This window comes from Chryseobacterium sp. HNCC26DJ240, from assembly GCF_057180485.1.
The window spans coordinates 111,942-134,202 of record NZ_JBXUGK010000004.1 but is presented as its reverse complement, the minus strand read 5'-3'; the positions used below and the strand labels follow the sequence as shown (position 1 = coordinate 134,202).

24 protein-coding genes are annotated in these 22,261 nt (G+C 36.7%); 2 read left to right on the top strand and 22 right to left on the bottom strand.

Translation table 11 applies throughout. From position 1 onward, the window contains the following. Nucleotides 1-4: 4 nt before the first annotated feature. The 21 genes from AC2A1G_RS09135 to AC2A1G_RS09035 form a co-directional block, all read right to left on the bottom strand. Nucleotides 5-1,027, bottom strand: a complete 1,023-nt coding sequence (locus tag AC2A1G_RS09135; RefSeq protein WP_484046613.1) for a Gfo/Idh/MocA family oxidoreductase — start codon at nt 1,025-1,027, stop codon at nt 5-7. A gap of 92 nt (nt 1,028-1,119) precedes the next feature. Next, complete coding sequence (locus tag AC2A1G_RS09130; RefSeq protein ID WP_484046612.1) at nt 1,120-2,160, bottom strand: aldo/keto reductase; 1,041 nt, start codon at nt 2,158-2,160, stop codon at nt 1,120-1,122. Between the two features lie 33 nt (nt 2,161-2,193). Next, nucleotides 2,194-2,865: a YoaK family protein gene (locus AC2A1G_RS09125; RefSeq protein WP_484046611.1), complete on the bottom strand. Its 672-nt coding sequence runs from the start codon at nt 2,863-2,865 to the stop codon at nt 2,194-2,196. Beyond that, a complete protein-coding gene (locus tag AC2A1G_RS09120; RefSeq protein WP_484046610.1) occupies nt 2,865-3,728 on the bottom strand; it encodes an alpha/beta hydrolase in 864 nt (287 codons plus the stop codon). Before AC2A1G_RS09120 ends, AC2A1G_RS09125 begins: the two co-directional genes overlap by 1 nt. Before the next feature lie 82 nt (nt 3,729-3,810). Further along, nucleotides 3,811-4,923: an NAD(P)-dependent alcohol dehydrogenase gene (locus tag AC2A1G_RS09115; RefSeq protein WP_034675102.1), complete on the bottom strand. Its 1,113-nt coding sequence runs from the start codon at nt 4,921-4,923 to the stop codon at nt 3,811-3,813. A 32-nt stretch (nt 4,924-4,955) separates the two neighbouring features. Next, nucleotides 4,956-5,450: a PPC domain-containing DNA-binding protein gene (locus AC2A1G_RS09110; protein ID WP_484046609.1), complete on the bottom strand. Its 495-nt coding sequence runs from the start codon at nt 5,448-5,450 to the stop codon at nt 4,956-4,958. Between the two features lie 5 nt (nt 5,451-5,455). Then, nucleotides 5,456-6,019, bottom strand: a complete 564-nt coding sequence (locus tag AC2A1G_RS09105) for a PPC domain-containing DNA-binding protein (RefSeq protein WP_484046608.1) — start codon at nt 6,017-6,019, stop codon at nt 5,456-5,458. 50 nt (nt 6,020-6,069) lie between these two features. Then, the gene (locus AC2A1G_RS09100; RefSeq protein ID WP_484046607.1) at nt 6,070-6,417 is read right to left on the bottom strand and encodes a nuclear transport factor 2 family protein; all 348 of its coding nucleotides are present in this window, start codon (nt 6,415-6,417) and stop codon (nt 6,070-6,072) included. Nucleotides 6,418-6,438: 21 nt separating this feature from the next. Further along, nucleotides 6,439-7,326 carry an alpha/beta fold hydrolase gene (locus tag AC2A1G_RS09095; protein ID WP_484046606.1) on the bottom strand — a complete coding sequence of 296 codons (888 nt, stop codon included), beginning with the start codon at nt 7,324-7,326 and terminating at the stop codon, nt 6,439-6,441. Between the two features lie 120 nt (nt 7,327-7,446). Beyond that, nucleotides 7,447-8,004 (bottom strand): NADPH-dependent FMN reductase, encoded by a 558-nt coding sequence (locus AC2A1G_RS09090; RefSeq protein WP_484046605.1) that lies wholly within the window; start codon nt 8,002-8,004, stop codon nt 7,447-7,449. Nucleotides 8,005-8,068: 64 nt separating this feature from the next. Continuing rightward, the gene (locus AC2A1G_RS09085) at nt 8,069-8,848 is read right to left on the bottom strand and encodes an SDR family NAD(P)-dependent oxidoreductase (protein ID WP_484046604.1); all 780 of its coding nucleotides are present in this window, start codon (nt 8,846-8,848) and stop codon (nt 8,069-8,071) included. 28 nt (nt 8,849-8,876) lie between these two features. Then, on the bottom strand, nt 8,877-10,166 hold the full coding sequence (locus AC2A1G_RS09080; protein WP_484046603.1) for an NAD(P)/FAD-dependent oxidoreductase: 1,290 nt from the start codon (nt 10,164-10,166) through the stop codon (nt 8,877-8,879). Nucleotides 10,167-10,322: 156 nt separating this feature from the next. Further along, nucleotides 10,323-11,885 (bottom strand): ABC transporter permease/substrate-binding protein, encoded by a 1,563-nt coding sequence (locus AC2A1G_RS09075; protein ID WP_484046602.1) that lies wholly within the window; start codon nt 11,883-11,885, stop codon nt 10,323-10,325. Then, the gene (locus AC2A1G_RS09070; RefSeq protein WP_484046601.1) at nt 11,882-12,790 is read right to left on the bottom strand and encodes an ABC transporter ATP-binding protein; all 909 of its coding nucleotides are present in this window, start codon (nt 12,788-12,790) and stop codon (nt 11,882-11,884) included. Before AC2A1G_RS09070 ends, AC2A1G_RS09075 begins: the two co-directional genes overlap by 4 nt. 6 nt (nt 12,791-12,796) lie before the next feature. Beyond that, a complete protein-coding gene (gene egtB, locus AC2A1G_RS09065; RefSeq protein WP_484046600.1) occupies nt 12,797-13,990 on the bottom strand; it encodes an ergothioneine biosynthesis protein EgtB in 1,194 nt (397 codons plus the stop codon). A 17-nt stretch (nt 13,991-14,007) separates the two neighbouring features. Further along, nucleotides 14,008-14,991, bottom strand: coding sequence for an L-histidine N(alpha)-methyltransferase (locus AC2A1G_RS09060; protein WP_484046599.1), 984 nt, complete (start codon nt 14,989-14,991; stop codon nt 14,008-14,010). 21 nt (nt 14,992-15,012) lie between these two features. Then, nucleotides 15,013-15,978: a zinc-binding alcohol dehydrogenase family protein gene (locus AC2A1G_RS09055; protein ID WP_484046598.1), complete on the bottom strand. Its 966-nt coding sequence runs from the start codon at nt 15,976-15,978 to the stop codon at nt 15,013-15,015. A 5-nt stretch (nt 15,979-15,983) separates the two neighbouring features. Then, nucleotides 15,984-16,379, bottom strand: a complete 396-nt coding sequence (locus tag AC2A1G_RS09050) for a nuclear transport factor 2 family protein (protein WP_484046597.1) — start codon at nt 16,377-16,379, stop codon at nt 15,984-15,986. A 247-nt stretch (nt 16,380-16,626) separates the two neighbouring features. Continuing rightward, nucleotides 16,627-17,802, bottom strand: a complete 1,176-nt coding sequence (locus AC2A1G_RS09045) for an MFS transporter (RefSeq protein ID WP_484046596.1) — start codon at nt 17,800-17,802, stop codon at nt 16,627-16,629. A gap of 226 nt (nt 17,803-18,028) precedes the next feature. Further along, nucleotides 18,029-18,754 (bottom strand): LytR/AlgR family response regulator transcription factor, encoded by a 726-nt coding sequence (locus AC2A1G_RS09040; RefSeq protein ID WP_484046595.1) that lies wholly within the window; start codon nt 18,752-18,754, stop codon nt 18,029-18,031. Beyond that, nucleotides 18,751-19,830, bottom strand: a complete 1,080-nt coding sequence (locus AC2A1G_RS09035) for a sensor histidine kinase (RefSeq protein WP_484046594.1) — start codon at nt 19,828-19,830, stop codon at nt 18,751-18,753. Before AC2A1G_RS09035 ends, AC2A1G_RS09040 begins: the two co-directional genes overlap by 4 nt. A 198-nt stretch (nt 19,831-20,028) precedes the next feature. Here AC2A1G_RS09035 and AC2A1G_RS09030 point away from each other — a divergent pair, with 198 nt between their 5' ends. Next, a complete protein-coding gene (locus AC2A1G_RS09030; protein WP_484046593.1) occupies nt 20,029-20,478 on the top strand; it encodes a hypothetical protein in 450 nt (149 codons plus the stop codon). Nucleotides 20,479-20,482: 4 nt separating this feature from the next. Beyond that, nucleotides 20,483-21,505 carry a hypothetical protein gene (locus tag AC2A1G_RS09025; RefSeq protein ID WP_484046592.1) on the top strand — a complete coding sequence of 341 codons (1,023 nt, stop codon included), beginning with the start codon at nt 20,483-20,485 and terminating at the stop codon, nt 21,503-21,505. Nucleotides 21,506-21,621: 116 nt separating this feature from the next. Here the strand turns inward: AC2A1G_RS09025 and AC2A1G_RS09020 are convergent, their stop codons facing one another. Next, the gene (locus tag AC2A1G_RS09020) at nt 21,622-22,260 is read right to left on the bottom strand and encodes a response regulator (RefSeq protein WP_484046591.1); all 639 of its coding nucleotides are present in this window, start codon (nt 22,258-22,260) and stop codon (nt 21,622-21,624) included. Nucleotide 22,261 lies beyond the last annotated feature (1 nt).

Sequence of the window (22,261 nt, the reverse complement as noted above, 5' to 3'; positions counted from 1 at the left end):
TTTTCTAAAAATCATTTTCCCTTTCCAAAAGTTCGATCTGAAAAATGACCTCTTCCTTTTTTACCGGATAATCCTTTGAATAAACAATTTGATCATAGACATCATCGAAGAGTTTCATATAGGTGCTTTTTGAAGTGTTGACGAATTCTTCAATCTTATTTCCTTCAGTGTCTAGCGTTGTCAACAATCCATCATTCTGATTTTCTAATGCATAAAATTCATCCTTTGGACTTGTTCCTTTCAGCAGTTGATCTTCCTGAATATCGCTTCTGTTTTTGATGAAGCTTCCTTTGGTTCCTCTCAACTTAAACGCAGGTTCCATATCTGCCGTTGAAAGATTTGAACTTGCAAAGACAGTCAGGTCTTCGGGAAATTTAAAAACGTAACTGAAAAAATCGATGATATGTGGATTGACGGTTTTTGATGTTGTTTTAACCACACTCACAGGCATTCCAAATAAACTGATGATCTGGTCCAAAATATGAGGTCCCAAGCCATAAACGATATCACGTCCTCTATGCTCAGACTTCGGCATCTGTGCTATCTGATCTTTGTGCAAATTGAAATCATATCTGAAATGCACCTCCTTCAGTTTTCCCAAACGTCCACTTTCTATCACTCTCTTAACCGTCAAAAAATCCGTGTCGTATCTTCTGTTTTGATAAAGAAGCAAATGTCTTTGTTCCGCTTCAGCAAGATTGAACAATTCCTTAATTTCCGAGCTTATGATGGTAGCCGGTTTTTCAAGCAGAACGTGTTTACCAGCCAACAAAGCTGCTTTGGCGTGTTCAAAATGAAGATGATCCGGAGAATTGACAACTATAAGATCGATCGATTTGTCATTCAAAATCTCCTCCACAGAATCATAGCTTATGATATCGGGATATATCGTTTGTGCTTTTTTATGATTGCGTTCAACAATCGCTTTTAGTTCAAAACCCTGATGGGCGTTAAGAAATGGTGTGTGAAAGGCACTTCCCGATTTTCCGAAAGTTAAAACTCCTGCTTTGATAATTTGATGCGTCATATTTATCTTTCAATTAAAATCATCAACTGACCATCACAAAGAATCAGATTCTGAATAGTCGGTTGATGATCAATATAAAAATATTAATTCATTTAATAGAAATTCGGTGTTGGATTCAGGTCTTTTTTTTGCCACTGATGCCAGTAAGGATAGATAGGCGGAACTGTGCTTGCCTCATCCAGTTTTTTGATCTGGTCAATGGTCAGGTTCCATCCCACTGCGCCGAGATTTTGTTTCAGCTGCTCTTCATTTCTAGCACCGACAATAATGCTCGACACTGTTGGTCGCTGTAGCAGCCAGTTAAGAGCAACTTGGGCGACAGTCTTTTCCGTTTCCTCTGCAATTTCTTCCAGAGTATCAATAATATTGTAAAGTACTTCCTCATTGACTGCCATATCCGGAACCGGACTTCCACCCTGAGCTACACGCCCATCTTGAGGAATTGGCTTGTTCCGACCGTATTTCCCGCCCAATCTTCCGGCAGCCAAAGGAGACCAGATGATTGCTCCCACTTTTTGGTCAAGTGCCAACGGCATCAATTCCCACTCGTATTCACGGTTGTTCAAAGAGTAATAGACCTGATGTCCAACATATTTGTTCCAACCATATTTTTCAGAGATCGCCAGCGACTTCATCAGATGCCATCCTGAGAAATTGGAAGCTGCAAGATATCTTATTTTTCCACTCTGGACCAGATCGTCTAAAGTACGCAGGGTCTCTTCTACAGGTGTATTACCGTCGAAACCGTGCATATGGAAAATATCGATGTAATCTGTTCCCAGTCTTTTCAAACTTCCTTCCACTTGTTTTAAGAGGTGATTTCTTGAAGAACCCTGGTTATTGGGACCTTCACCAAAAGTAAAGGTTGCTTTAGTTGAAAGGATCAACTGATCTCTCGTCTTATCTGCAATGGCTTTGCCCAAAACCTCTTCTGCGACACCATCAGAATAGACATCGGCAGTATCAAACATATTGACCCCTGCTTCCAGACAGATGTCTATCAATCGTTTTGCCTCATCAACCTGCGTGCTTCCCCAGGCTTTGAAAAAATCGTTCTTACCGCCAAAAGTGGCAGTTCCAAAGCTAAGCACAGGAACTTTAATTCCTGATGCGCCCAAAAATCTATATTCCATTATTTTATTTTAATTATTAGTAACAAATTTGATTTAAATCTTTTGTGTATTTTTAAAAAACACAGTGTAGTATATCACAATGATTATTCCCGGAATGAGCATTGACACCAATCCATATCGGGATGAAATCAATGCACCCAAAATACATCCAACCAAAAAACCTGTCAGAAGAACCAACGAACGTCTGATTAATAATAATTTCTCAGCCGTGTGCGGTCCTGAAAAATAATTGAAGAGATCCAGAGTTGCCTTCGTGACATTTCCAGTCATCACCGTTGTAGGTCCGAAAGCGGAACTTCCGTACAATCTGTTCACCGTATTCTGAATTCCCATTGAAAAGACAATGAGCATCAGCATCGTATGGTACAAAAATCCTGATTGGATGCCTTGCTGCGTTAGAAAATATGCCATAATGCCTGCTACAAGCAGAAATATCCCGATGAAAACAGATAATCCTTTTTCATTCTTATAAAAGCTGTTCATCTTGCCAGTTAGCAAAACCGCCAGAATAAATACCGGAAAACTCAGCAGATTGATAAAATCGCTGAGTGTGGGGTGATTTGCCAGTTTGTAGGCAAATACAACAAAATTCCCAGTTACGTGTGCAGAAAACAGACCGTCTGCGGTCGTAAACGTACTCGCATCCACAAATCCTGCGCTGAATGCCATCAGGATGGATGTGTAAAAAACAAGGTCTCTTTGCATTAAAATTTCATTGTGGTCAACCATTCCATCAATCTGTCTTCCCAATGGTCCACAGGAAGTCCTTGCATTTTACTGGCAAATCCGTGGCGTCCTTTCGTGTAGATGTGAAGTTCGGCAAGACCTTTTCCAGTTTTCCAGTTCTCGTAGAATTGAGCTGAATTGACATCAAACCCGAAATCATCATCCTGTGTAACTGCAATGAATATTGGCGGCGGATCTGCAGGAATCGGAGTTTTCATCAAAGGATTTAAGTACGGATAGATCGGTGCACTGAAGAGTGGACGAACATCCTTATCCAAAGCGATTGCTGCCGCAATAGTTCCGCCTGCCGAAAAACCGACTACCCCAATTCTGTCTTTGTTGAAACCTAGAGATGTAGCATTTGATCTAAGATATTTCATCGCTTCTTTTCCGTCTGCGATTGCCAATGGTACAACGGGAGCCATTATCGATTCCAGAGTATCGAAGTTTTTGGCATTTTCCATCAGTTTACCGAACGGATTATTTCCTTCCAATTTCACCAACCGGTATTTCAACACTGCTGCCGTGTAGCCTTTTGCTGCCAATGATTTTGCAATTTTCACACCTTCGTCGTCATATGCTAAAATATGAAATGCGCCGCCTGGAACAACCAAAACGGCAGTACCATTGGATGCCGCACCTTCCGGTTTGTAAATGGCAAGACTTGGAACCGTCACATTATAGACCGTGCGACTATCGGACTTTGGATCCATTGTTAAAGTTTTTTCTTCCTTTCCGGTATCTTTATTTAATTTACCATTGATCGGTAGAATAACGTTTTGCTGAGCTGACAATCCAGTGTACATCATTATAAGAAGAGCAATAGATTTTATTTTTTTCATATTGATTTGATTTAAAAAAGCAAAAACTTTACACAAGCTTTTGGTGAAACCAGTGTAAAGCTTTGCTTAAAATATTTTAAGATTACTTAGCGTATTCTCCGATTTTCAGAACCGCTTTGATGGTTCTTCCTTTTTCAGAATCTTCAACTGCCTGATTGATATCTTCAAAAGCGTAAGTTTTAATTAATTTATCAAACGGAAACTGTCCGTGAAGATACATTTTGATCAATTTCGGAATGAATTCTTCGGATACGCTATCACCTTGGTTTACAAATTTGATCTTGTAACCTTTAGTCAGGAAAATATTCGTTTCCAATTCCAATGGTTTGGTAGCAACGCCTATGATCGCCATTTCTCCGACAGGAGCCAAACTGTTCAATGAATTGTTGATCACCTCACTTCTACCCGTTGTATCTACTGCAAACTGAACACCATTTGGAAGGATCTCACGGATTTTTTCTCTTACATTTTCATTCAATGAATTGATCGTATGAGTCGCGCCTAATTCCTTAGCAAAAGCCAATCTGTCATCATTGATGTCCACAGCAATAATCACAGTTGCAGATGAAGCCTTAGCCGCCATAACAGCAGAAAGACCTACAGCTCCAGTTCCGGAGATCACGATAGAACTTCCTACTTTGATCTTCAGTGTATTGATTACAGCACCAGCACCAGTTTGGATTCCGCAACCTAATGGCCCTAAAATTTCCAGTGGCGCATCCTTCGGAACAGGGATCACATTGTTTTTGTGAGCGATAGAATAGGTTGCAAAGGAAGACTGAGAAAAGAAATTATCATTAATATCTTTTCCTTCGTGATCGTGGTGGTGGTGATGTCCTTCAATATCCGCTCCTGAGAAATTACGGTCAAAAAACTCATAACAATACGCTGGATTACCTGTTCGGCAAATTTCACATTCTCCACAGAATCCGTAGGTCAAGACCACGTGATCACCTACTTTCAGGTGATGAACATCGCTCCCGACTTTTTCAATGACACCTGCTCCCTCGTGACCCAAGATCACAGGAAAATTAGGTGAACCCATAATAAAGTCACGGGCAACCATATCGGTATGACAGATCCCTGTTGCTACGATTTTTACAAGCACTTCCTCAGCGCCCGGCTCGTCCAACGTTACTTTTTCCAATTCGAATTCGCTACCTTGTGATTTTACGATAGCTGCTGTAATTTCCATAATGTTAATTTTTAATTTGTTTGTTTTATTATTTATAATTCCGGATCGATGGCTGCAGCATTGAACTCCGGATTTAATTTTTTATAGAGATAAGTTGGTTCTGCAATCAGAACAATTTCTATGGTTGGCCCAACAATCATTTTGAGTAAATGTCCACCTTTAACGCTTCCATCTTTTAAAGAAACAGTCGTGTGAGTATGTGCTACCGGTTTTCCTTCGTACCAAGTGATATTTCCGATGATCGAGGTTACCTCTGCAATATCGACAGTGTTCACCAGATATTCCTGACGGTCAAAATCAAACCAACCTAATTCTGTTTCAAATGCACTTCCTATACCTTGGTAATGGGCACTTTTGATGTCGTATTCCGTAGCAAAATCTGTAAGTCCGGAAACGACTTCATCGCCTTTTGCGAAAACAAGCATATAGGTTTTCACTCCACCAGCTTCACTTAGAAGTTTCACTTTCATCCCTGGTGCTTTTCCTGATTCTATTACTGTTTCAATAGATTTGTATTGTGATTCCATATTGTCTATTTTAAGTCCGGATCGATCAATGCAGCATTAAATTCCGGGTCTAATTTTTTGTAAAGCGCCACGGGCTCCTCAACCAAAATAATTTCCATTGTCGGCCCACAGAATAATTCCAAAAGATGTCCGCCTTTTACCGAGCCATCTTCTATCGCAGCACTAAAGTGCGTATGGGCAATTGGATTTCCTTTGAACCAGGCAATATCTCCCGTAAAAGAAGAAACCTCCGAAACGCCAATTGGGATGACCTTAAATTTCTTTTTATCGTAGTCAAACCAGCCTGCTTTTGCAGATAATGCATCACCCAAACCCGTGTAGTGACCACTTTTGATATTGTTTTTCTTGACAAACTCCGTCAGTCCGGCTACAATCTCGTCACCCTTTGTAAAGATGAGGAGATAGGTCTTTGTCTGGCCAACGGTGCTTAATAATTTTACCTTTAAGCCTGGTGCTTTACCATCTTCCAGTGTTTTGGTGGTGTCGGCATATTCCTGAGCATACGTTTTGGTATTGAACAAAACCATTGTTGTCAAAACACAAAGAGTAATCCTTATTAAGTTTTTCATAATGTAATATTTAGAATCAAAAAAGACCCGAATCATCAGGTCTTAAAAATTTATTTTGCAATCCTGTAATCTGCTACAGTGTGATATTTAATTTTATCACCTTCAAACACGAAAGTGTCCGTTCCTACAGGAATTTGAGCTAGATCTGAATCGCTGTTCCAAAGGATGTATGCTACATTTCCTTCAATCAGTTTTTGATCCATCCCGAAAGCTGAACCTGTTGGGATCACAGCAAAGAATTCCACAAAAAACTGACGGATATTATCCAAACCTGTCACAATTCCTTTGGGCGTAAAAAGTACAGAAGTTTCTGTGTAATCTTCTACAATCGCATCCAGGTCGTTATTTCCAAAGGCTGTTAAATGATGTACCAGGATCTGTTCTACGTTGTTTTCCATTTTGATTTTATATATTTTTAATTAATTGTTTTGATTTAAAAAAGGTTTCATACTCGTCCAAACGGCATCAAAATTTAACAAAAATGCAGGATGAGGCGCATTTGGAATAATGGACAACTGAGCATTTGGAATCATTTTGTATGCTGCTATCACGGTATCGAAAGGCGCATTCTGATCTTTTTCACCAGCCATCACCAAGACCGGACATTTGATTTGTCCTAAAATGGTTTTATCAATATTAAGATTGTTGTAGTAGCTGCTTAAAGTACTGAACCATTCATCTATTCTTTTCGGTTCCGGTCGTAAGGCCATTTGTTGTTTCCAAAACAGCTCGTCCATTGCGGAAAAACTTTTGTAATCCATCTTAAACTCACGGAAACCTTTCTTCCACTCTCCGGCTCCGATGGCTACGAGCTTTTCAATTCTATCCGGATATTGCTCAGCGAAAAAATAACCTGTATAAGCGCCATCACTAAAGCCTACAATCGTCACTTTTTCTTTGGTCACTTTGCCAAGAACCGCATTTACATCTTTAGCTTTCTGCTCATAGCTCGGAATTTTGTTACCCATTTCCGATCTTCCGTGTCCGCGTGTAGAGATGGAGATGACCTGATGTTTCTGAGAAAGACTGTCGATCAGCTGACCCATTTCCAAAGGCGAACCGACGATCCCGCCGTGCAGTACCACAATGGGACTTCCTTTTCCATAAACTTCGTAATAGATCTTGGCGTCATCAGACTTCACATAATGTCCAGCAGATTGATTATTTCCGTAAGGGACAGAACTTGCTGTAGCATTGCCCTGCATAAAATAACGCAGACCTTTGATATCCTGACCCATTACTGAGAATGAGATCATCAGAATAAAGAAAGAAAATATTGTTTTTTGTTTGAATAACTTGACTGTCATTTTGTTTGAACTTATTATTAATTAACGATAAACAAATTTCCTTCTAAAAAAGACAATGTACCCATAAACAAGTTTAAGAAATCACGTTGATCTATGTTAATGCGCTTACGAAATGCAACGTTACTCGGCATTTTTCTTAAACCAAACAATATATGATTCCACGGCTTTTTTGATGAAATCCTTGGTGCCGCTTTCTTTCATTTTTCCTTCCTCATCAAAGATGTCATTGACGTGCGCAATATAAACTTCAGGTTGTTGCATCGTCGGCATATTGAGAAAGACAAGGCTTTGTCTCAAATGATGATTAGCTCCAAAAGCAGAAAGATTCCCAGGTGAATTGCTGAAGATCGCAGCCGGTTTTTTATCCCAAACACTTTTTCCATAAGGTCTGGATCCCACATCGATTGCATTTTTCAAAACTGCGGGAACCGACCTGTTGTATTCTGGGGTAATGAAGATCGCGCCGTCAACATTTGCCATTTCTGTTCGGAACTTTGTGATGGCTTCAGGAACTTCGTTATGGTCATCAAAATCCTGATTGTATAATGGAATATCACTTAAATTAATTAATTTAAACTCAAATCCGTCCGGTGCAAAATCTAAAAGTGTTTTGCCAACTTTCTTTGAAAATGATTCTTTTCGCAGGCTTCCTGCAAGAATTCCGATTACTTTGCTCATAGCTTTATTTTTTTAAGAAATTTTGCAGCCAATCGACTGCAAAATTTAAGTTAGAATGAATTGATTACATCGTCATACCGCCATCAATCGCAACGGCCTGACCTGTCATATGTTTTGCCTGGGAGATAAATATCACAGCATCCGCAATATCCTGAGGCGTTTGGTCGACTCCTTGGGGGATCAATGACGTTTTGTTTCTTTCCCAGGATTGCTCTTCGGTCTCACCTTCCAGTTTCCATCGGTCTGCTACACCTCCTTCCCCTCGCCACATTCCTGTTCCTACGATTCCCGGACAGATGGCATTGACCGTGATCCCTGTTGTTGCTACCTCTTTTGCAATACTATTTGTAAAACCAATCACTGCGAATTTCGAAGCAACATAATGAGACAGATGCGCCATTCCCATTTTCCCTGCAATAGAGGCACTGTTGATGATCGCACCCGAACCTTGAGGTTTCATAATTTCAAGCTCAGCTTTTGTACTTACGAATACACCTTTACTATTAACCGACATTATTTTATCCCAGTCAGCAGGTTCTATTTCTTCGATGCTACCGATACCTACAACGCCTGCATTATTCACAGCGACATCCAATCTACCGAAAGTTGAAACCACTTTTTTAAGTGCTTCTCTCATAGATTCCAGATCGGTCACATTGGCAACTAACCCTAAAGCTTTTCCACCATATTCTTCGATTTCCTTCACTGCAGTTTTCAAAAGTTCTTCATTGAGATCAGCAATGGCCACAGACGCACCTAACTTGGCAAATTCGATTGCAATAATTTTTCCTATTCCTCCTCCGGCACCTGTTACAAATACCACTTGATCTTTTAAATTTGACATAATTTCTATTTTTTGAATTGATTTATAATTAATTTTCGTTTTTATTATTTTTAAAGTTGACGATCATTCTCAAAGGCTGATCTTTGGTCGTGTAAGCATTCAGCCAATTGAAAAAAGTAGTGACTTTATTTCTAAGATTAATCAAAGAAAACAAGTGCACAAATACCCAGATCAACCACGCAAAAAATCCATTGAAATGTTTGAACGGACCAGCCGTAAGATCCGCCACTGCCCTGTTTCTGCTAATGATTGCCATTGATCCTTTGTCATTATAAACAAAAGCTTTTTGCGAACTGCCTTTTGACATTGCATTCAGGTTTTTTGCAAGTAAAGTTGCCTGCTGAATCGCAACCTGAGCCAATTGCGGATGACCATTTGGAAACGCAGGATCTGTTGTCATTATACTTGTGTCTCCCAAGGCATAGATATTCTCGGTTCCAACTACTTTATTGTGATCGTCTACAATCAATCTTTTTCCTCTTCCATAACTCGCTTCCGGAATTCCTTTGAAAACAAGAGCTGTAACGCCAGCTGTCCAGAGTAGATTTTTGGTTTCGATCTCCGTTCCATCCGCTATGTAGACGATATCATCCACATAATCTTTTACCAACTGTCCCAGTTTTATATTGATACCCATTTTTTGTAGAGACTGGGTCGCATATTCTTGTGAAGCCTTGCTCATCGGTGCGAGAACTGTTGGCAAACCATCGATCAAGTGAATATCAAATGGGACATTATTCAGTTCCGGATAATCTTTGAGAAGGATATTTTGCTTAAGCTCACTGAGCATTCCGGCAATTTCTACGCCTGTTGGTCCGCCACCTGCGACTACAAAAGTGGTCAGTTTTTTTCTTTCCTGAAGATCAGCTGTTCTGGAGGCCTTTTCGAGCCTGTCTAAAACAGTATTTTTCAGATTGATCGCATCATCGATGGTCTTCATCGGCAAAGCATTTTTCTTGATATTCTCGTTCCCGAAATAGTTACTTACCGTTCCTGTGGCTATAATTAATTTGCTATAAGTAAGTTCGCCATTATTCAACACGACCTTATTTTCTTCAGGTTTGATTTCGAGAAGTTCTCCCATTCTGAATAGAAAATTAGGATGATTTCTGAAAAATTTTCTGAAAGGATAACTGATGTTGGAAACGTCTAAAAATCCAGTTGCTACCTGATATAATAAAGGTGGAAAGAAATTGTAGTTGTTCTTGTCTATTAAAATTATATTGGACTGATAGCCAGATTTTAGAAGTTTTTCAGCTAATTCGATTCCGGCAAAACCGCCGCCTATGATGATGGTATTTTCTTGATAAGTTTTCATATAAAAATGATTAAGGTGTTAACGTAAGTTAGCTATTGAAAGATAATCTTGTGACCCTTTATCTCTAACAAATTTAGAATGATAGAGAGCGCAAATCAATATGCAAATGGAAGCATAACATATCTAAAAGATTGAATTCTACGAAAAGATGCTTTATTACTGATCTAAATATTTCTTAAGATCAGAAATGGTTTTTATTTTGAGTTCTTCAGATTGGTCATTTCGCATCATCAAGGCATAAGAATTATTAAATCCAATAGGTTTTAACCACCGTATTCCGTATTGCTTTTGAAATTCTGAATTGACATATTGATAAGTGTTTTCAGCACTTTTTGTCACCGTTGAAAGTGTTTTTTCGTCAGGTTTTAGTAAAACCAAAAGTCCTGTTCCTGTATATTCTGGGTAAAAATCGATGGCGTCGTTCATTAATGCATCAAAGCAAATCTTTGTTCCGCCCAATCCGGTTTTTGTTTCGACTTTGTAATTCGTGTAGCCTTCGATCAACATTTTGTACATTTCAGCTAAAATATACTGTTCACCAAAAATCTTTGATCCAATCTTTATTGTTCCTGAATTTCCTTTGCTTGGAATTTTATACAAATTATTTTTAATTAAAAAATCTTTTGCAATTTTTTCCGGTGTTTGGTTGAGATAATCTGATTTGTAATTAAGATCTGTCATGATCGAATCATTGAATTTTCCTGCCAACAAATCAAGCGTTCCTTCGAGTTCAGGAAATTTTTGTAAAGTCTTGGTTTTAATAATGGGAGCTGCAAAATATGGCGGAAATATTTTCTTATCGTCTTCCAAAACATAAAGATCAAAAGCTTTGATTCTGCCGTCTGTAGAATATCCGCTGATCAGATCAAATTCTCCATCATAAGCAGCTTTGTACATCACGGCGTCATTGACAACCTTGGGGTTTACATTCAAACCGTAAACAGATCGCAAACCTAAATCTCCGTCCTGCCTGCCCATAAATTCGGGCGTAAACCCGGCTTTAAATTTATTATCAGACATTGAAGTCATCAAATAAACTGCACCGCAAATAATGAAAATCGCAGGAATAATATATTTTAGTTTCTGAAGATCATGATATTTAAATTTCTGAAAAACAGCGATTATTTTATCCAACAAAACAGCCAATAAAGCCGCAGGAATTGCGCCTGCCAAAATCATGTTGGTATTGTTTAATGAAATTCCGCCAAAAATAAATTCACCCAAACCTCCCGCCGCAACAAATGACGCTAAAGTCGCAACACCCACATTGATTACCGCTGCAGTTCGTATTCCTGCAATAATGACGGGCATTGCCAAAGGAAGTTCAACCTTAAAAAGCAACTGTTTCCGGTTCATTCCCATTGCTTTTGCAGCTTCTATGACTGCGGGATTTACTCCGGTAATTCCTGTATAAGTATTTCGAATGATTGGTAAAAGTGCGTAAATTAGCAAAGCAACAATTGCCGGAGTTGCACCAATTCCAAAAGCCGGAATCATAAATCCCAACAAAGCAATACTCGGAATGGTCTGCAAAATCCCGGCAATTCCAAGAACTGATCCTGACAGTTTTCTTTTTCTGGCGATGAAAATCCCTAATGGTAAACCGACGATGATCGCTAAAAGTAAAGATAAAAACGTCAATCCCAAATGTTGTGTTACTTGAGTCAATAATTTTTCGTGCTGTTCTGAAACAAACTGCAAAAGACTTTGTTGCGTCATACGATCTGTTGTTTTCTGTAGTCGTTCAATGCTTTAACCAGCCTTTCGTAATGCTCAGTTTTCTGACCATCTAAACTTAATTTTTGTAAAGAGTTCCAAACATCGGAATCTTCAGGAAAATCAAAATTAAAACCACTTAAAAATGGCTTTAAATCTTTTAAAAGAGTAATTTTATATTCCAACAATAATCGGTTGGCTGCAAAAAATTCTTTTACGAAATCATTTTTCGGATGATATAACATTTCTTTAGGAGTTCCGACTTGTATGATTTTTCCTTTATCCATCAAACAAATTCTGTGACCCAATTCAAAAGCCTCCTGCACATCGTGAGTGACAAGAATGATCGTTTTATTTTTTAGTTCTTCCAGAGATTTGAATTCTGAATGAATGTCGGCTTTGGTAATATTGTCTAAAGCTCCAAAGGGTTCATCCATCAATAAAATCGGTGAATTTGCGATCAAAGCTCTTGCAATTCCTACTCTTTGCTGTTGACCGCCACTTAATTCACTGGGAAAACGGGTCAGAATATCACTTGAAAGATTTAATTTAGTTAAAAGTTCGTGAGTACGGTCTTCGGTTTTCTTTTTATCCCATTTCAGTAAATTCGGTACTGTTGCGATGTTTTCTCTGATCGTGTAATGGGGAAATAATCCCGAATTTTGCATCACAAAACCAATTCCCATTCTAAGCTCTTCAACTTTCTGATCATGGATATTTTTTCCGTCAATCCATATACTTCCTGAATCGGTTTCGATGAGTCGGTTGATCATTTTTAGCGTTGTCGTTTTTCCGCAACCGCTTGTTCCCAAAAGCACCAGAATTTCCTTATCATTTGCATGAAAGGAAATATCTTCGACCGCCAGTTTTCCGTTAAAACTTTTAGAAACAGATTCTACTTTAATCATCAAAAATTATTTAGCCAAACGGACTCCTGTGAATTGCCATTGTAAATTGGTAGGAAAAAAATTGCGGTATGTATTTCTGCTGTGACCGATCGGGGTTGCTTCTGAAGCACCACGAAGAACGGTTTGATTGACCATAAATTTTCCGTTATATTCTCCCACTGCTCCGGCTTCTTTTTTAAATCCGGGATAGGGTAAATAGGCAGAATTGGTCCATTCCCAACGTTTTCCCCAATCAAAATGATCAGATGCGACTTCCCATTCTGCTTCGGTTGGCAAACGCATTTCTTTCCAGGATGCGAAAGCAGAAGCTTCGAAGAAATTGATATGACAAAGCGGTTCATTCAGATTTATTTCCTGCAAACCGTTTAATGTATAATTCATCCATTTACCGTCAATCAAATGCCAATACAAAGGTGATTTTGCTTCATTCTGTTTCACCCAATCCCACCCTTCGGCGTGCCAATGTCTAAAATCTAAATACCCTTCAAGTTTCATGAATTCTAAATATTCTCCGTTGGTGACGAGATGATTTGAAATTTCAAAATCATTCAGATAGACTTTGTGTCTTCCCAATTCGTTATCAAAACAAAAACCTTCACCTTCAAAACCAATTTCGTAAACACCTTCAGAAAATCTGATCATTTCGGAACGATTGATAACTTCAGTTTCCTTGTTGACTTCCTTTTTATAAACCGGAAAAAGCGGATTGTGTCCCAAAATATATTTAATATCAGTCAGTAATAATTCTTGGTGTTGCTGTTCGTGATTTAAACCTAATTCCAAAAAAGCTTCAATGCTTTCGTTCATCAAATCACTTTGAAGAAAACCCTGCATTTTTTCGTCAACATATTTTCGGTATTTATAAATATCCGAAACAGAAGGACGGCTCAAATTCCCTCTGTCGGTGCGGATTACTCTTGCTCCAATCGTTTCGTAATAACTGTTGAAAACAAAATTATACTGTGCATCAAAAACTTTATATTCAGGTACATTCGGCATCAGAATAAATGTTTCAAAAAACCAGGTAGTGTGTCCCAGATGCCATTTTGGTGGGCTTACATCAACGATAGGTTGTACGACATAATCCTCGATTTCCAGAGGTTCACAAATAGCAACGGAGTGTTGACGTATTTCTAAGTATCGCTTTATCCACTTAGTAAAAGTAATTTCTTTGGTAGCAGAAGTTGGATTTATTTTCATTTGAAATAGTTTAAAAATTAGACAACCTGCCAAATTGAATCGACAAACCATTTTTTAGCATCATAAACCTCTTTAAAGATATGAAATCCTGAATCTTTAGCCAACTTACTGATATTATATTCTGAAAATTTCTGAGAAATCTCCATATCAATTATCTCATGTTCTTCAAAGCTGAATTTTTGATTTCCAATGTGAACATCTTGATTTATTAGACTTACCAAAAAACTTCTGCATGCTCCAGAAATGGGATCATACGTCTGATAGTGCTGAAATTCTGTTACATCAAAATCAGCTTCGAGTTCACGATTGATTCTTAAAAGAAGATTGAGATTAAATGAAGCAGTAATACCTGCAGAATCATTGTAGGCATTAAGAATTGTGTGTGGATTTTTCTTCAGATCAAAACCTATCAGCAAAAGATCTTCCGGATTAAGCTTTCTGTGAAGTTCACGGCAAAAATGATAAGATTCGTCCAAATCCATATTTCCAATATTCCCACCTAAAAAAAGAACAACTTTACGTCTTTTGGAAATAGAAGTCGCCTTATCGAGCATATCAAAGTAATCACCTTCCAAAGTTATCATGTCCAGCGAGGGAAGTTCAGCTGAAAATTTCTCCTGGAGAACTGAAAGAATATTTCCTGAAATATCAATCGGCATATACGTAAATTCCAGATTCAGTTCCACAAAATGCTTCAGTAGATATGACGATTTCATTGCATCACCTGCTCCTAATTCTATGAGATCAAATGGCTCGCCATCTAGTAAAATAGCATCGGCCAGTTCTTTCGTATTATTTTTAAATATATCGAGTTCACAATTGGTGAGATAATATTCAGGCATTTGCATGATCTTCAGGAAAAGTTCGTCTCCCGCTTTATCATAAAAATATTTAGAAGATAATTTTTTAGGATTTTTCGTTAGCCCTTCTACAACATCAGATCGAAAGTTTTCCTGGGTAATGTAATCAATTTGAATTTCTGTCTGTGTTTGTGAATTCATAGGTAATATTTTATTTTAGCGTTAGACAACTACAATGATCTTGCCGCCACCGTAGTTCGATTCCATAAAAGTGTGGGCTTCCGCAATCTCTTCTAATTTAAAGATCTTTTTTATGATTGGATTAATTTCTTTAGTTTCTACTTTTCTTATAAATTCTTGAAAATACTGGCTTTCAATCCTCACTTGGCCAGAATCATATACAGTTAGATAAGAAGCAGCCTTTATAAAACCCATCGGTTCAAAATCTTTGACAGACCACTGTTCAGCAAGCATTCCGGTCATACAGACAATTCCGCCCGTTATGACAGAATTCAATGAATCCTTCAGAGTAGAAGTTCCTACAAGCTCCAAAATTTTGTCAATTTTAAGATTGAGATCCTTAATTTTTTGACTCAGATTACCATCATCAATCAGAACTTCATCAGCGCCATTTTCTAAAAGTATTTGTATTTTCTCGGAATTTCTTGTTGTTGAAATGATCTTTAAATCTTCAGACTTTCCCAATTGGGCAGCCAAAAGACCTATTGAAGAAGTTCCGCCACGGATGAGCAAAGTTTCTTTTTTCTTAATCTTAAGTGCTACATGAAGAGACCCGTAAACAGTTTGAAACATCTCCGGTAAAGCACCAAGAATTGACCAGGGCAAATCACTTTCGAAACTACTAACAATTGATTTTGGAAGAACAGCATATTCTGCGTAACTTCCATCATAATCACGTCCCATTCCGCCCATAAAAGCAGCTACTTTCTGACCTGTGGCAAATTCGCCTGACGGATCTTCAACGATTTCGCCTACACATTCGATTCCTAGAATTCTGGGGAAATGAACACTTTCAGAATAGCCTTTTCTCGTCATTATTTCTGACCGATTCAATCCAAAAGCTTTTACTTTAACAAGCACATGATCTTTCTGAGGAGAAGGTATTACCCTTTCCTCAAGACACAAATGTTCGGGACCACCCGCTCTGTATAAAACAACTGCTTTCATAAATATTACGCAGTTATAATGTTTACATTATTAAATAAATAGCGGAATATTTTCCACTGTCCATCAACTTTTTTAAATACAAAAAAGTCTTTGCTGCTTTTTAAAACCGTTTGATCTGTCTGTTTGTTTTTTTCAGATGTTTTTGCCATAGCCGTAACAAATGCAAGGTTGCCATCGATCAAAACATCTTCCTCTGAATATTGAATATTAAATTCATTACTACTCAGAAAACTGTTACTGTTATTTTTTTTAAACTCAAGTGCAGTAATGGTTTTGTAATTGTCTGGGATGAAGACGGCATCTTCTGTGTAGAACTCTCCGATAGATTCCGTTTTTCTAAGATTTAATATATCAGCATAATCATTTATTCGGCTGATGATAATTTCATTTTCGTTCGACATAATTTTTAAATTTAAAGTTGTTATAAATAATCGGTGATTCAGAAAACTATCACAAGACAAAATTGCAATGATTTCCAGACTAATAACAATAAACAATAACAATAAATACTATTGAACTAGTTTAAGAAAATTGCAGATTTCATTTACTGTCATAGAAAACAGAACAGAAGATCTGATCTTCAAGTAAATTTAAATTTATAAATATCTGGCATCTTTGCTAATCATCTTATATCAAACATCAATCTGATTACCCTTGCAATTTTCTATAGAAAAATACGGTTGTAAGAAAACCTGTGAAAGCTAATATTGCACCTACCAAAGCTGGATACTGATAAGAAAACCCTAACGTTAAAGGAATCCCTCCAAGATAAGCACCAGCTGAATTTGCAATGTTAACGGCAGACTGTATAAATGCACTTCCCATCATTTTAGATTCCGGAGCAGCATTCATAATAAGTAAACTGATCGGGGCGGCACCAGCCATAGAAAAGGCTCCACATAAAAAAGCGCAAGCAAGAGAGATAGCCTTCACGGAAGAAAAGAGATAAATACTGAATAAGATAATGGACATCGACGCTAAAATAATGACTATTGTTTTACGGTCACCGAAACGATCTGTTAAAGCACTTCCAACAAAGTTTCCAATAACCATTCCAAGGCCAACCAATATCATTACATAAGCTATACTGCCCGAGGAAAATCCAGAAATGGAAGTCATCAATGGAGCAATATAGCTAAGCCAGGCAAATAAGCCTCCGAATCCAAATGCACATATGGCCAGAATAATCCAGATTTTTGTTTTCCTTAAAAATCTAAATTCCTCGCGAATATTTAAATTGTTCTTCATTTTGATATCAGGAATCCACAGAAAAATAAAAAGCAGGGAGATCATACCTATTATTGAAATAATAATAAATGCAAGTTCCCACGTGTATGAATGTCCTAGAAAAGTGACAAAAGGTACCATAGCGAGATTGGCAATAGTTAAACCCGAAAAGATAATGGCAATATTCTTAGCTTCTTTACCCTCTACAGCCATTTGAGCAGCTACCACAGTACCAACACCAAAAAAAGCACCATGAGGCAAGCCAGCTAGAAAACGTATCGCAAGCATCATAGCGTAATTATATGAAAAAGCAGAAAACAGGTTAAATAGTATGATCATCAACATAAATATCATCAGCGCTTTTTTTGGTGGAAACTTAAGCGATCCTGTAATTAATATTGGTGCACCAATTACTACACCGAGCGCATAGGCTGAAATAAAGTTGCCTGCTTCTGCAATAGTGATTTTGAGTGAATCCGCTACATCAGGAACCAGACTCATCATTGCAAACTCTGTTGTTCCCAAACTCAATCCGCCTAAAGCCAGCGGAATTAATCTTTTATCAATCATAATCAAACCATACCAAGTACTCTGCATTTTCTGATATAAACAGAAATTAACTGATGCAAATTTTCATTTGCTTTTAATCTGCTATAGAATTAAAAGGAATCGAAATAAGAATTGTTATAACTGAAAATATTCAAAAATTATAGATAGAGTACAATTTTGTAATGCAAATATCATAGTAATTCTTAAATAACTATCTTAAACTATATTAAGAAAAAACCTTAAGATAGTTTAAGAAAAAATATATACATAAAAATCATCCCTCAAGATTAAGAGTTCCACCCGAATACAACTTAAAAAAATCCTTTTTATATACATCACCCAAAGGAATCTCAATTTGATTTATATATATGTTATGATGATCAAAAGAATCTATTGAATTAACATTAATAATGTATGATTTACTTACTCTTATAAACAGATTCTGCGGGACTTTTTGATTAATGGTTTTTAAATTCATTGCAGTAATCAATTTTTGATTTGTGGTGTAAATAACTACATAATCCTTTAAGCCCTCAATAAACTGAATATCATTAAAGTTGACCTTATGAAAACGGCGTTCCGATTTTATAATTAAAAATTCTGGTGTACTGCCTTCCAATGTGCTTTTCTCTGTATTTTCAGATAACAGATTTTTATACAGTTTTGCTTTATAGATTGCCTTTTCCAAACGGTTTTTTTCAACAGGTTTTAAAAGATAGTCTACAGCATCCAATTCATAGCTTTCCAGAGCGTACTTCGGATATGCTGTGGTAAAAATAAATAAGGTGTTTTTAGAAAGCTGGGTTGCAAATTCCAAACCGCTGACCATTGGCATTTCGATATCCAGAAAAATGAGATCAACAGTATTTTTTTCTAAAAACTGCCTGGCAACTGGAACGTTTGAGAAAGATCCCAAAACTTTCAGGTCTGACACTTCACTAATGAGTGCCTGCATTTCCTGTCTTGCAAGGGGCTCATCATCTACAATAATACAGTTCATAATGGTATGCTTAATTTAATTTGGTACTGAGTTTCTGTTGAAGCGATTTCGAGGGTATATCTATTTTCATATAATAATTGTAAACGGCGCTTTATATTTCCCAGACCCAGACCACTGCTTTTCTCAGTTGGTGAGGGTATGTAATTAGGATCTTTTGAATTGATGCAGTTAAAATACAGCCTATCACCTTTAACTTCAATATTCAGATTTACAAACGATTCTTCATCAGTTATACTAACACTGTGTTTGACGGCATTTTCCACAAAAGTTGTAAATAAATTGGGTGGTAAAAAAATATTGTTTATTATTTTGGAATCTGTATTGGTGCAAATTGTAACAGACAGTTGATCTCTCCTCAAGGTTTCAAGATCAAGAAAATTAGTAAGAAAATTAATTTCTGATTTTAATAAAGTTCGATCATCATTATTCTCATAAAGTTGGTAGCGTAAAAACTCAGAAAATTTCATGATGACTGTGGTCGCTTTTTCGGGATCAGTACGAACAAGAGACTTAATTCCATTCAGCATATTAAAAAGGAAATGGGGATTGATTTGATTTCTCAGTTCATTCAATTCCATTTTGTAGGTAATATTGTTCAGTTCATTAATTTTCTGATTATCTCTCATCCACCTCTGAAAAAGCTTAATCATCGTAGTGATTAAGATGATAGGGATTAATATGATTATTGATTCATAAAAACCGCGCCCCCTATCTTCCTGGTGAATACTAAATGGAACTGTGTTCGGGAAAAACAAATCCAAAACATTCGATATAATAACCAATGAAAGAATCACCAAAAAGATAACAAATGCGAAATAGATGACATATCTCCCTTTGAAAAAAAGAAAAGGTACCAAAATATTCATATTTAGATAGCACATCACCACTAATGGTACATAAACAAATACAACTTTGAGTATCCTGAAGGATCCATTATATTCAGTGACATCCTTGGAATATGAAAGAATGGCGAGCAGGCCAAGAAGTAAGACAATATGACGCATCAGTCTATACCTGTCTTCAATTATAAATTTGATCATCCTGGTGTCCTGCACTTCCAGTGTATTTTTTACCATAATGTATTATTAAGCATAATCACCAGACAAAGGTATAGCATACGGAATATCCATAAAAAAAAATTATACAAACTCACTTATCTTTTATACTAAACCCTTATGAAAGGCGCTTTAGTATAAAATATAAGCCGATTAGTATAAAAACCGAAAAACCAATTTCAATTAACTCTTCCTTTGTATCATTCATAACAGCAATCTATGTTTTCCATCACTATGTTTCAAGAATATACAGCCCAAATTTTAGATAATCCTTCTTTGTCTTATGATCAGCAGGAGGAGAAAATAATTCAGATTAGTGATTTGTGTCATTTCACTGATTTCTATAAACCTTCGCTCAAAATTGTTGATTTTTCACATGTTATTAATGTCATTGATGATGGTGGCCAAAAAAAAGGTGTCTATTTCTGTGATCTTAAGGATAAAACTTCGTATCCGATTAACAGATGGAAGAATTATCAAAATTATCTGAATGTCTTAAAAAAACAGTTAAAAATCGAAGAACTTTGGTTTGTAATTGTTGTAGAAAACTTTATCTCAGAAAACGCAATGCTCAATATGGAATTTGTAGACAGCAATACAGCAGATGACGTATATGATAAAATATTTTACTTCAACTTTTCTAAATCAACAATTAAAATTTTAAAATAAGTCTATGGAAATGGTAAAAAAAGGAACATTGGTAATCTCAGCTTTAATCTTGTCAGCAAAAGGATTTTCTCAGAATATTGATACGGTTAAATTACGCAGTAAAGACAGTGTCAGCATTCCAAAACGCACAGTTGCCTATGCAGCGGATAAAATTGCCATCGCAAGACCCCTAAATATAGAATTCTCACAGGTCGCACCTTATAATTTCAGTTCGAAACGAGGTAATACCAACCTGAAAGACGGAAAGGTGAATGATTTTACACAAGCTAAAATCAGTGCCAACATCAATTTTATTAAAAAGAAAAACTTGCTGTTCGGTGCTACTGTCGGCTACAGATACACCAAATCAGAATCAAATATCTTTGAACCAGTAAGCAATAATGAAACATTATTGCAGGAAGATTTCCACTATTTATTCTCTTCACTTAATTTCACTTATTTCTCAACACTATTTAAAAAAAGAGCTATTTACAGTTCAAGTATAGTTATTGATGGCAGCGATCAGCATTTTGAACGAGTAAAAGGTTTATTATCCGGAGTACTTCTTTTAAAAGCAAACGCAAAAACAAAAATGACTGTTGGTTTGGCCGTAAATATAGATCCTACTTCTCAGGTTCCAGTTATCCCTATATTTACATACGAACATAAGTTCAACAACGGACTGGTAGCAGACATTACTCTCCCAAAAAGTGTCTATCTGCGAAAATACGTTTTCAAAAATACAGGAAGGGTATCACTGGGAACCGAAATGGATCAGACAACATTCTACGTATACAATATTGATGGTACAAAACAACGCTATGAATACAGACAATTGGATATTAACAGTGGCTTAATCTATGAACATGCTATTGGAGATTTTATACTCACTGGAAAAGCCGGAATGAAATTAACTCCCTCAGGTAGATTATTTAGAAAACAAGATTCATTTGATGATTCTGTATTCGAAATAAAACCTGATCCTGCATTTTATTTTAATGTTGGTGTTTCTTTCAACCCCTTTACATTTCTTAAAAAGAGTAAATAATGATTAAATACTTATAAATCTAAAAGCCACTTCAATACAAACATAACAAACTAATCAATAGATATTTAGCACCTAAAAACCTGGGTGCTTATCTGTGGTTACACAGTAGTTTTATGTTAACTAATCCAGTTCATCATAATGCCTTTTTTTATAAGCTCTGCCGAGTTATTCACGTCTAATTTCATCATAATATTATTTCTGTAATTTTCGACTGTGTGATAACTTAAGAAAAGTTTTTCTGCAATAGCACGAGTTGTAAGACCATTAGCAACCTCTTGTAAAATCTGCCTTTCTCTCACTGTTAAAGTAAGTTGGGTTTTTGAAAGGCGTATTTTGTATTTACTGAATTTATCTAGTTCTTCAAGAACTTTGGGATTGATGAATATTTCTCCGTTATGAACATTTCGTATCGCCTCTATCATTTCAGTTTTTGTGCTTGATTTTAACAGATAGCCTTTGGCTCCAAACTTAATCATTCTTTCAACATAAAACGGACTGTCAAAATTACTGAAGGCTATGACTTTCGCTTCAGGATATTTTTTCAAAATAGATCTCAATACCTTATCACCTGTTTTTTCTGGCATCTGAAGATCCAGCAGAATTATATCCGGAAGCGTATCAAGATCATAGTTTTTAAGAAAAATTAAAGGATTTTCAAATGTTTCAGTAACAGTCATTTCTGAAACATTTGAAAAAATATTTTTAATACCTTCCAATATAATAGGATGGTCATCTACGATACAAATACGAATCATG

Coding starts and splice junctions, on each gene's coding strand:
- AC2A1G_RS09050 (WP_484046597.1), bottom strand. CDS start 16,379: ATGTCGAACGAAAATGAAATTATCATCAGCCGAATAAATGATTATGCT.
- AC2A1G_RS09115 (WP_034675102.1), bottom strand. CDS start 4,923: ATGGAAATTACAGCAGCTATCGTAAAATCACAAGGTAGCGAATTCGAA.
- AC2A1G_RS09125 (WP_484046611.1), bottom strand. CDS start 2,865: ATGCAAAGAGACCTTGTTTTTTACACATCCATCCTGATGGCATTCAGC.
- AC2A1G_RS09045 (WP_484046596.1), bottom strand. CDS start 17,802: ATGCAGAGTACTTGGTATGGTTTGATTATGATTGATAAAAGATTAATT.
- AC2A1G_RS09035 (WP_484046594.1), bottom strand. CDS start 19,830: ATGGTAAAAAATACACTGGAAGTGCAGGACACCAGGATGATCAAATTT.
- AC2A1G_RS09025 (WP_484046592.1), top strand. CDS start 20,483: ATGGAAATGGTAAAAAAAGGAACATTGGTAATCTCAGCTTTAATCTTG.
- AC2A1G_RS09110 (WP_484046609.1), bottom strand. CDS start 5,450: ATGGAATCACAATACAAATCTATTGAAACAGTAATAGAATCAGGAAAA.
- AC2A1G_RS09070 (WP_484046601.1), bottom strand. CDS start 12,790: ATGATTAAAGTAGAATCTGTTTCTAAAAGTTTTAACGGAAAACTGGCG.
- AC2A1G_RS09085 (WP_484046604.1), bottom strand. CDS start 8,848: ATGTCAAATTTAAAAGATCAAGTGGTATTTGTAACAGGTGCCGGAGGA.
- AC2A1G_RS09120 (WP_484046610.1), bottom strand. CDS start 3,728: ATGAAAAAAATAAAATCTATTGCTCTTCTTATAATGATGTACACTGGA.
- AC2A1G_RS09090 (WP_484046605.1), bottom strand. CDS start 8,004: ATGAGCAAAGTAATCGGAATTCTTGCAGGAAGCCTGCGAAAAGAATCA.
- AC2A1G_RS09030 (WP_484046593.1), top strand. CDS start 20,029: ATGTTTTCCATCACTATGTTTCAAGAATATACAGCCCAAATTTTAGAT.
- AC2A1G_RS09105 (WP_484046608.1), bottom strand. CDS start 6,019: ATGAAAAACTTAATAAGGATTACTCTTTGTGTTTTGACAACAATGGTT.
- AC2A1G_RS09135 (WP_484046613.1), bottom strand. CDS start 1,027: ATGACGCATCAAATTATCAAAGCAGGAGTTTTAACTTTCGGAAAATCG.
- AC2A1G_RS09020 (WP_484046591.1), bottom strand. CDS start 22,260: ATGATTCGTATTTGTATCGTAGATGACCATCCTATTATATTGGAAGGT.
- AC2A1G_RS09095 (WP_484046606.1), bottom strand. CDS start 7,326: ATGACAGTCAAGTTATTCAAACAAAAAACAATATTTTCTTTCTTTATT.
- AC2A1G_RS09060 (WP_484046599.1), bottom strand. CDS start 14,991: ATGAATTCACAAACACAGACAGAAATTCAAATTGATTACATTACCCAG.
- AC2A1G_RS09100 (WP_484046607.1), bottom strand. CDS start 6,417: ATGGAAAACAACGTAGAACAGATCCTGGTACATCATTTAACAGCCTTT.
- AC2A1G_RS09080 (WP_484046603.1), bottom strand. CDS start 10,166: ATGAAAACTTATCAAGAAAATACCATCATCATAGGCGGCGGTTTTGCC.
- AC2A1G_RS09040 (WP_484046595.1), bottom strand. CDS start 18,754: ATGAACTGTATTATTGTAGATGATGAGCCCCTTGCAAGACAGGAAATG.
- AC2A1G_RS09130 (WP_484046612.1), bottom strand. CDS start 2,160: ATGGAATATAGATTTTTGGGCGCATCAGGAATTAAAGTTCCTGTGCTT.
- AC2A1G_RS09075 (WP_484046602.1), bottom strand. CDS start 11,885: ATGACGCAACAAAGTCTTTTGCAGTTTGTTTCAGAACAGCACGAAAAA.
- AC2A1G_RS09055 (WP_484046598.1), bottom strand. CDS start 15,978: ATGAAAGCAGTTGTTTTATACAGAGCGGGTGGTCCCGAACATTTGTGT.
- egtB (WP_484046600.1), bottom strand. CDS start 13,990: ATGAAAATAAATCCAACTTCTGCTACCAAAGAAATTACTTTTACTAAG.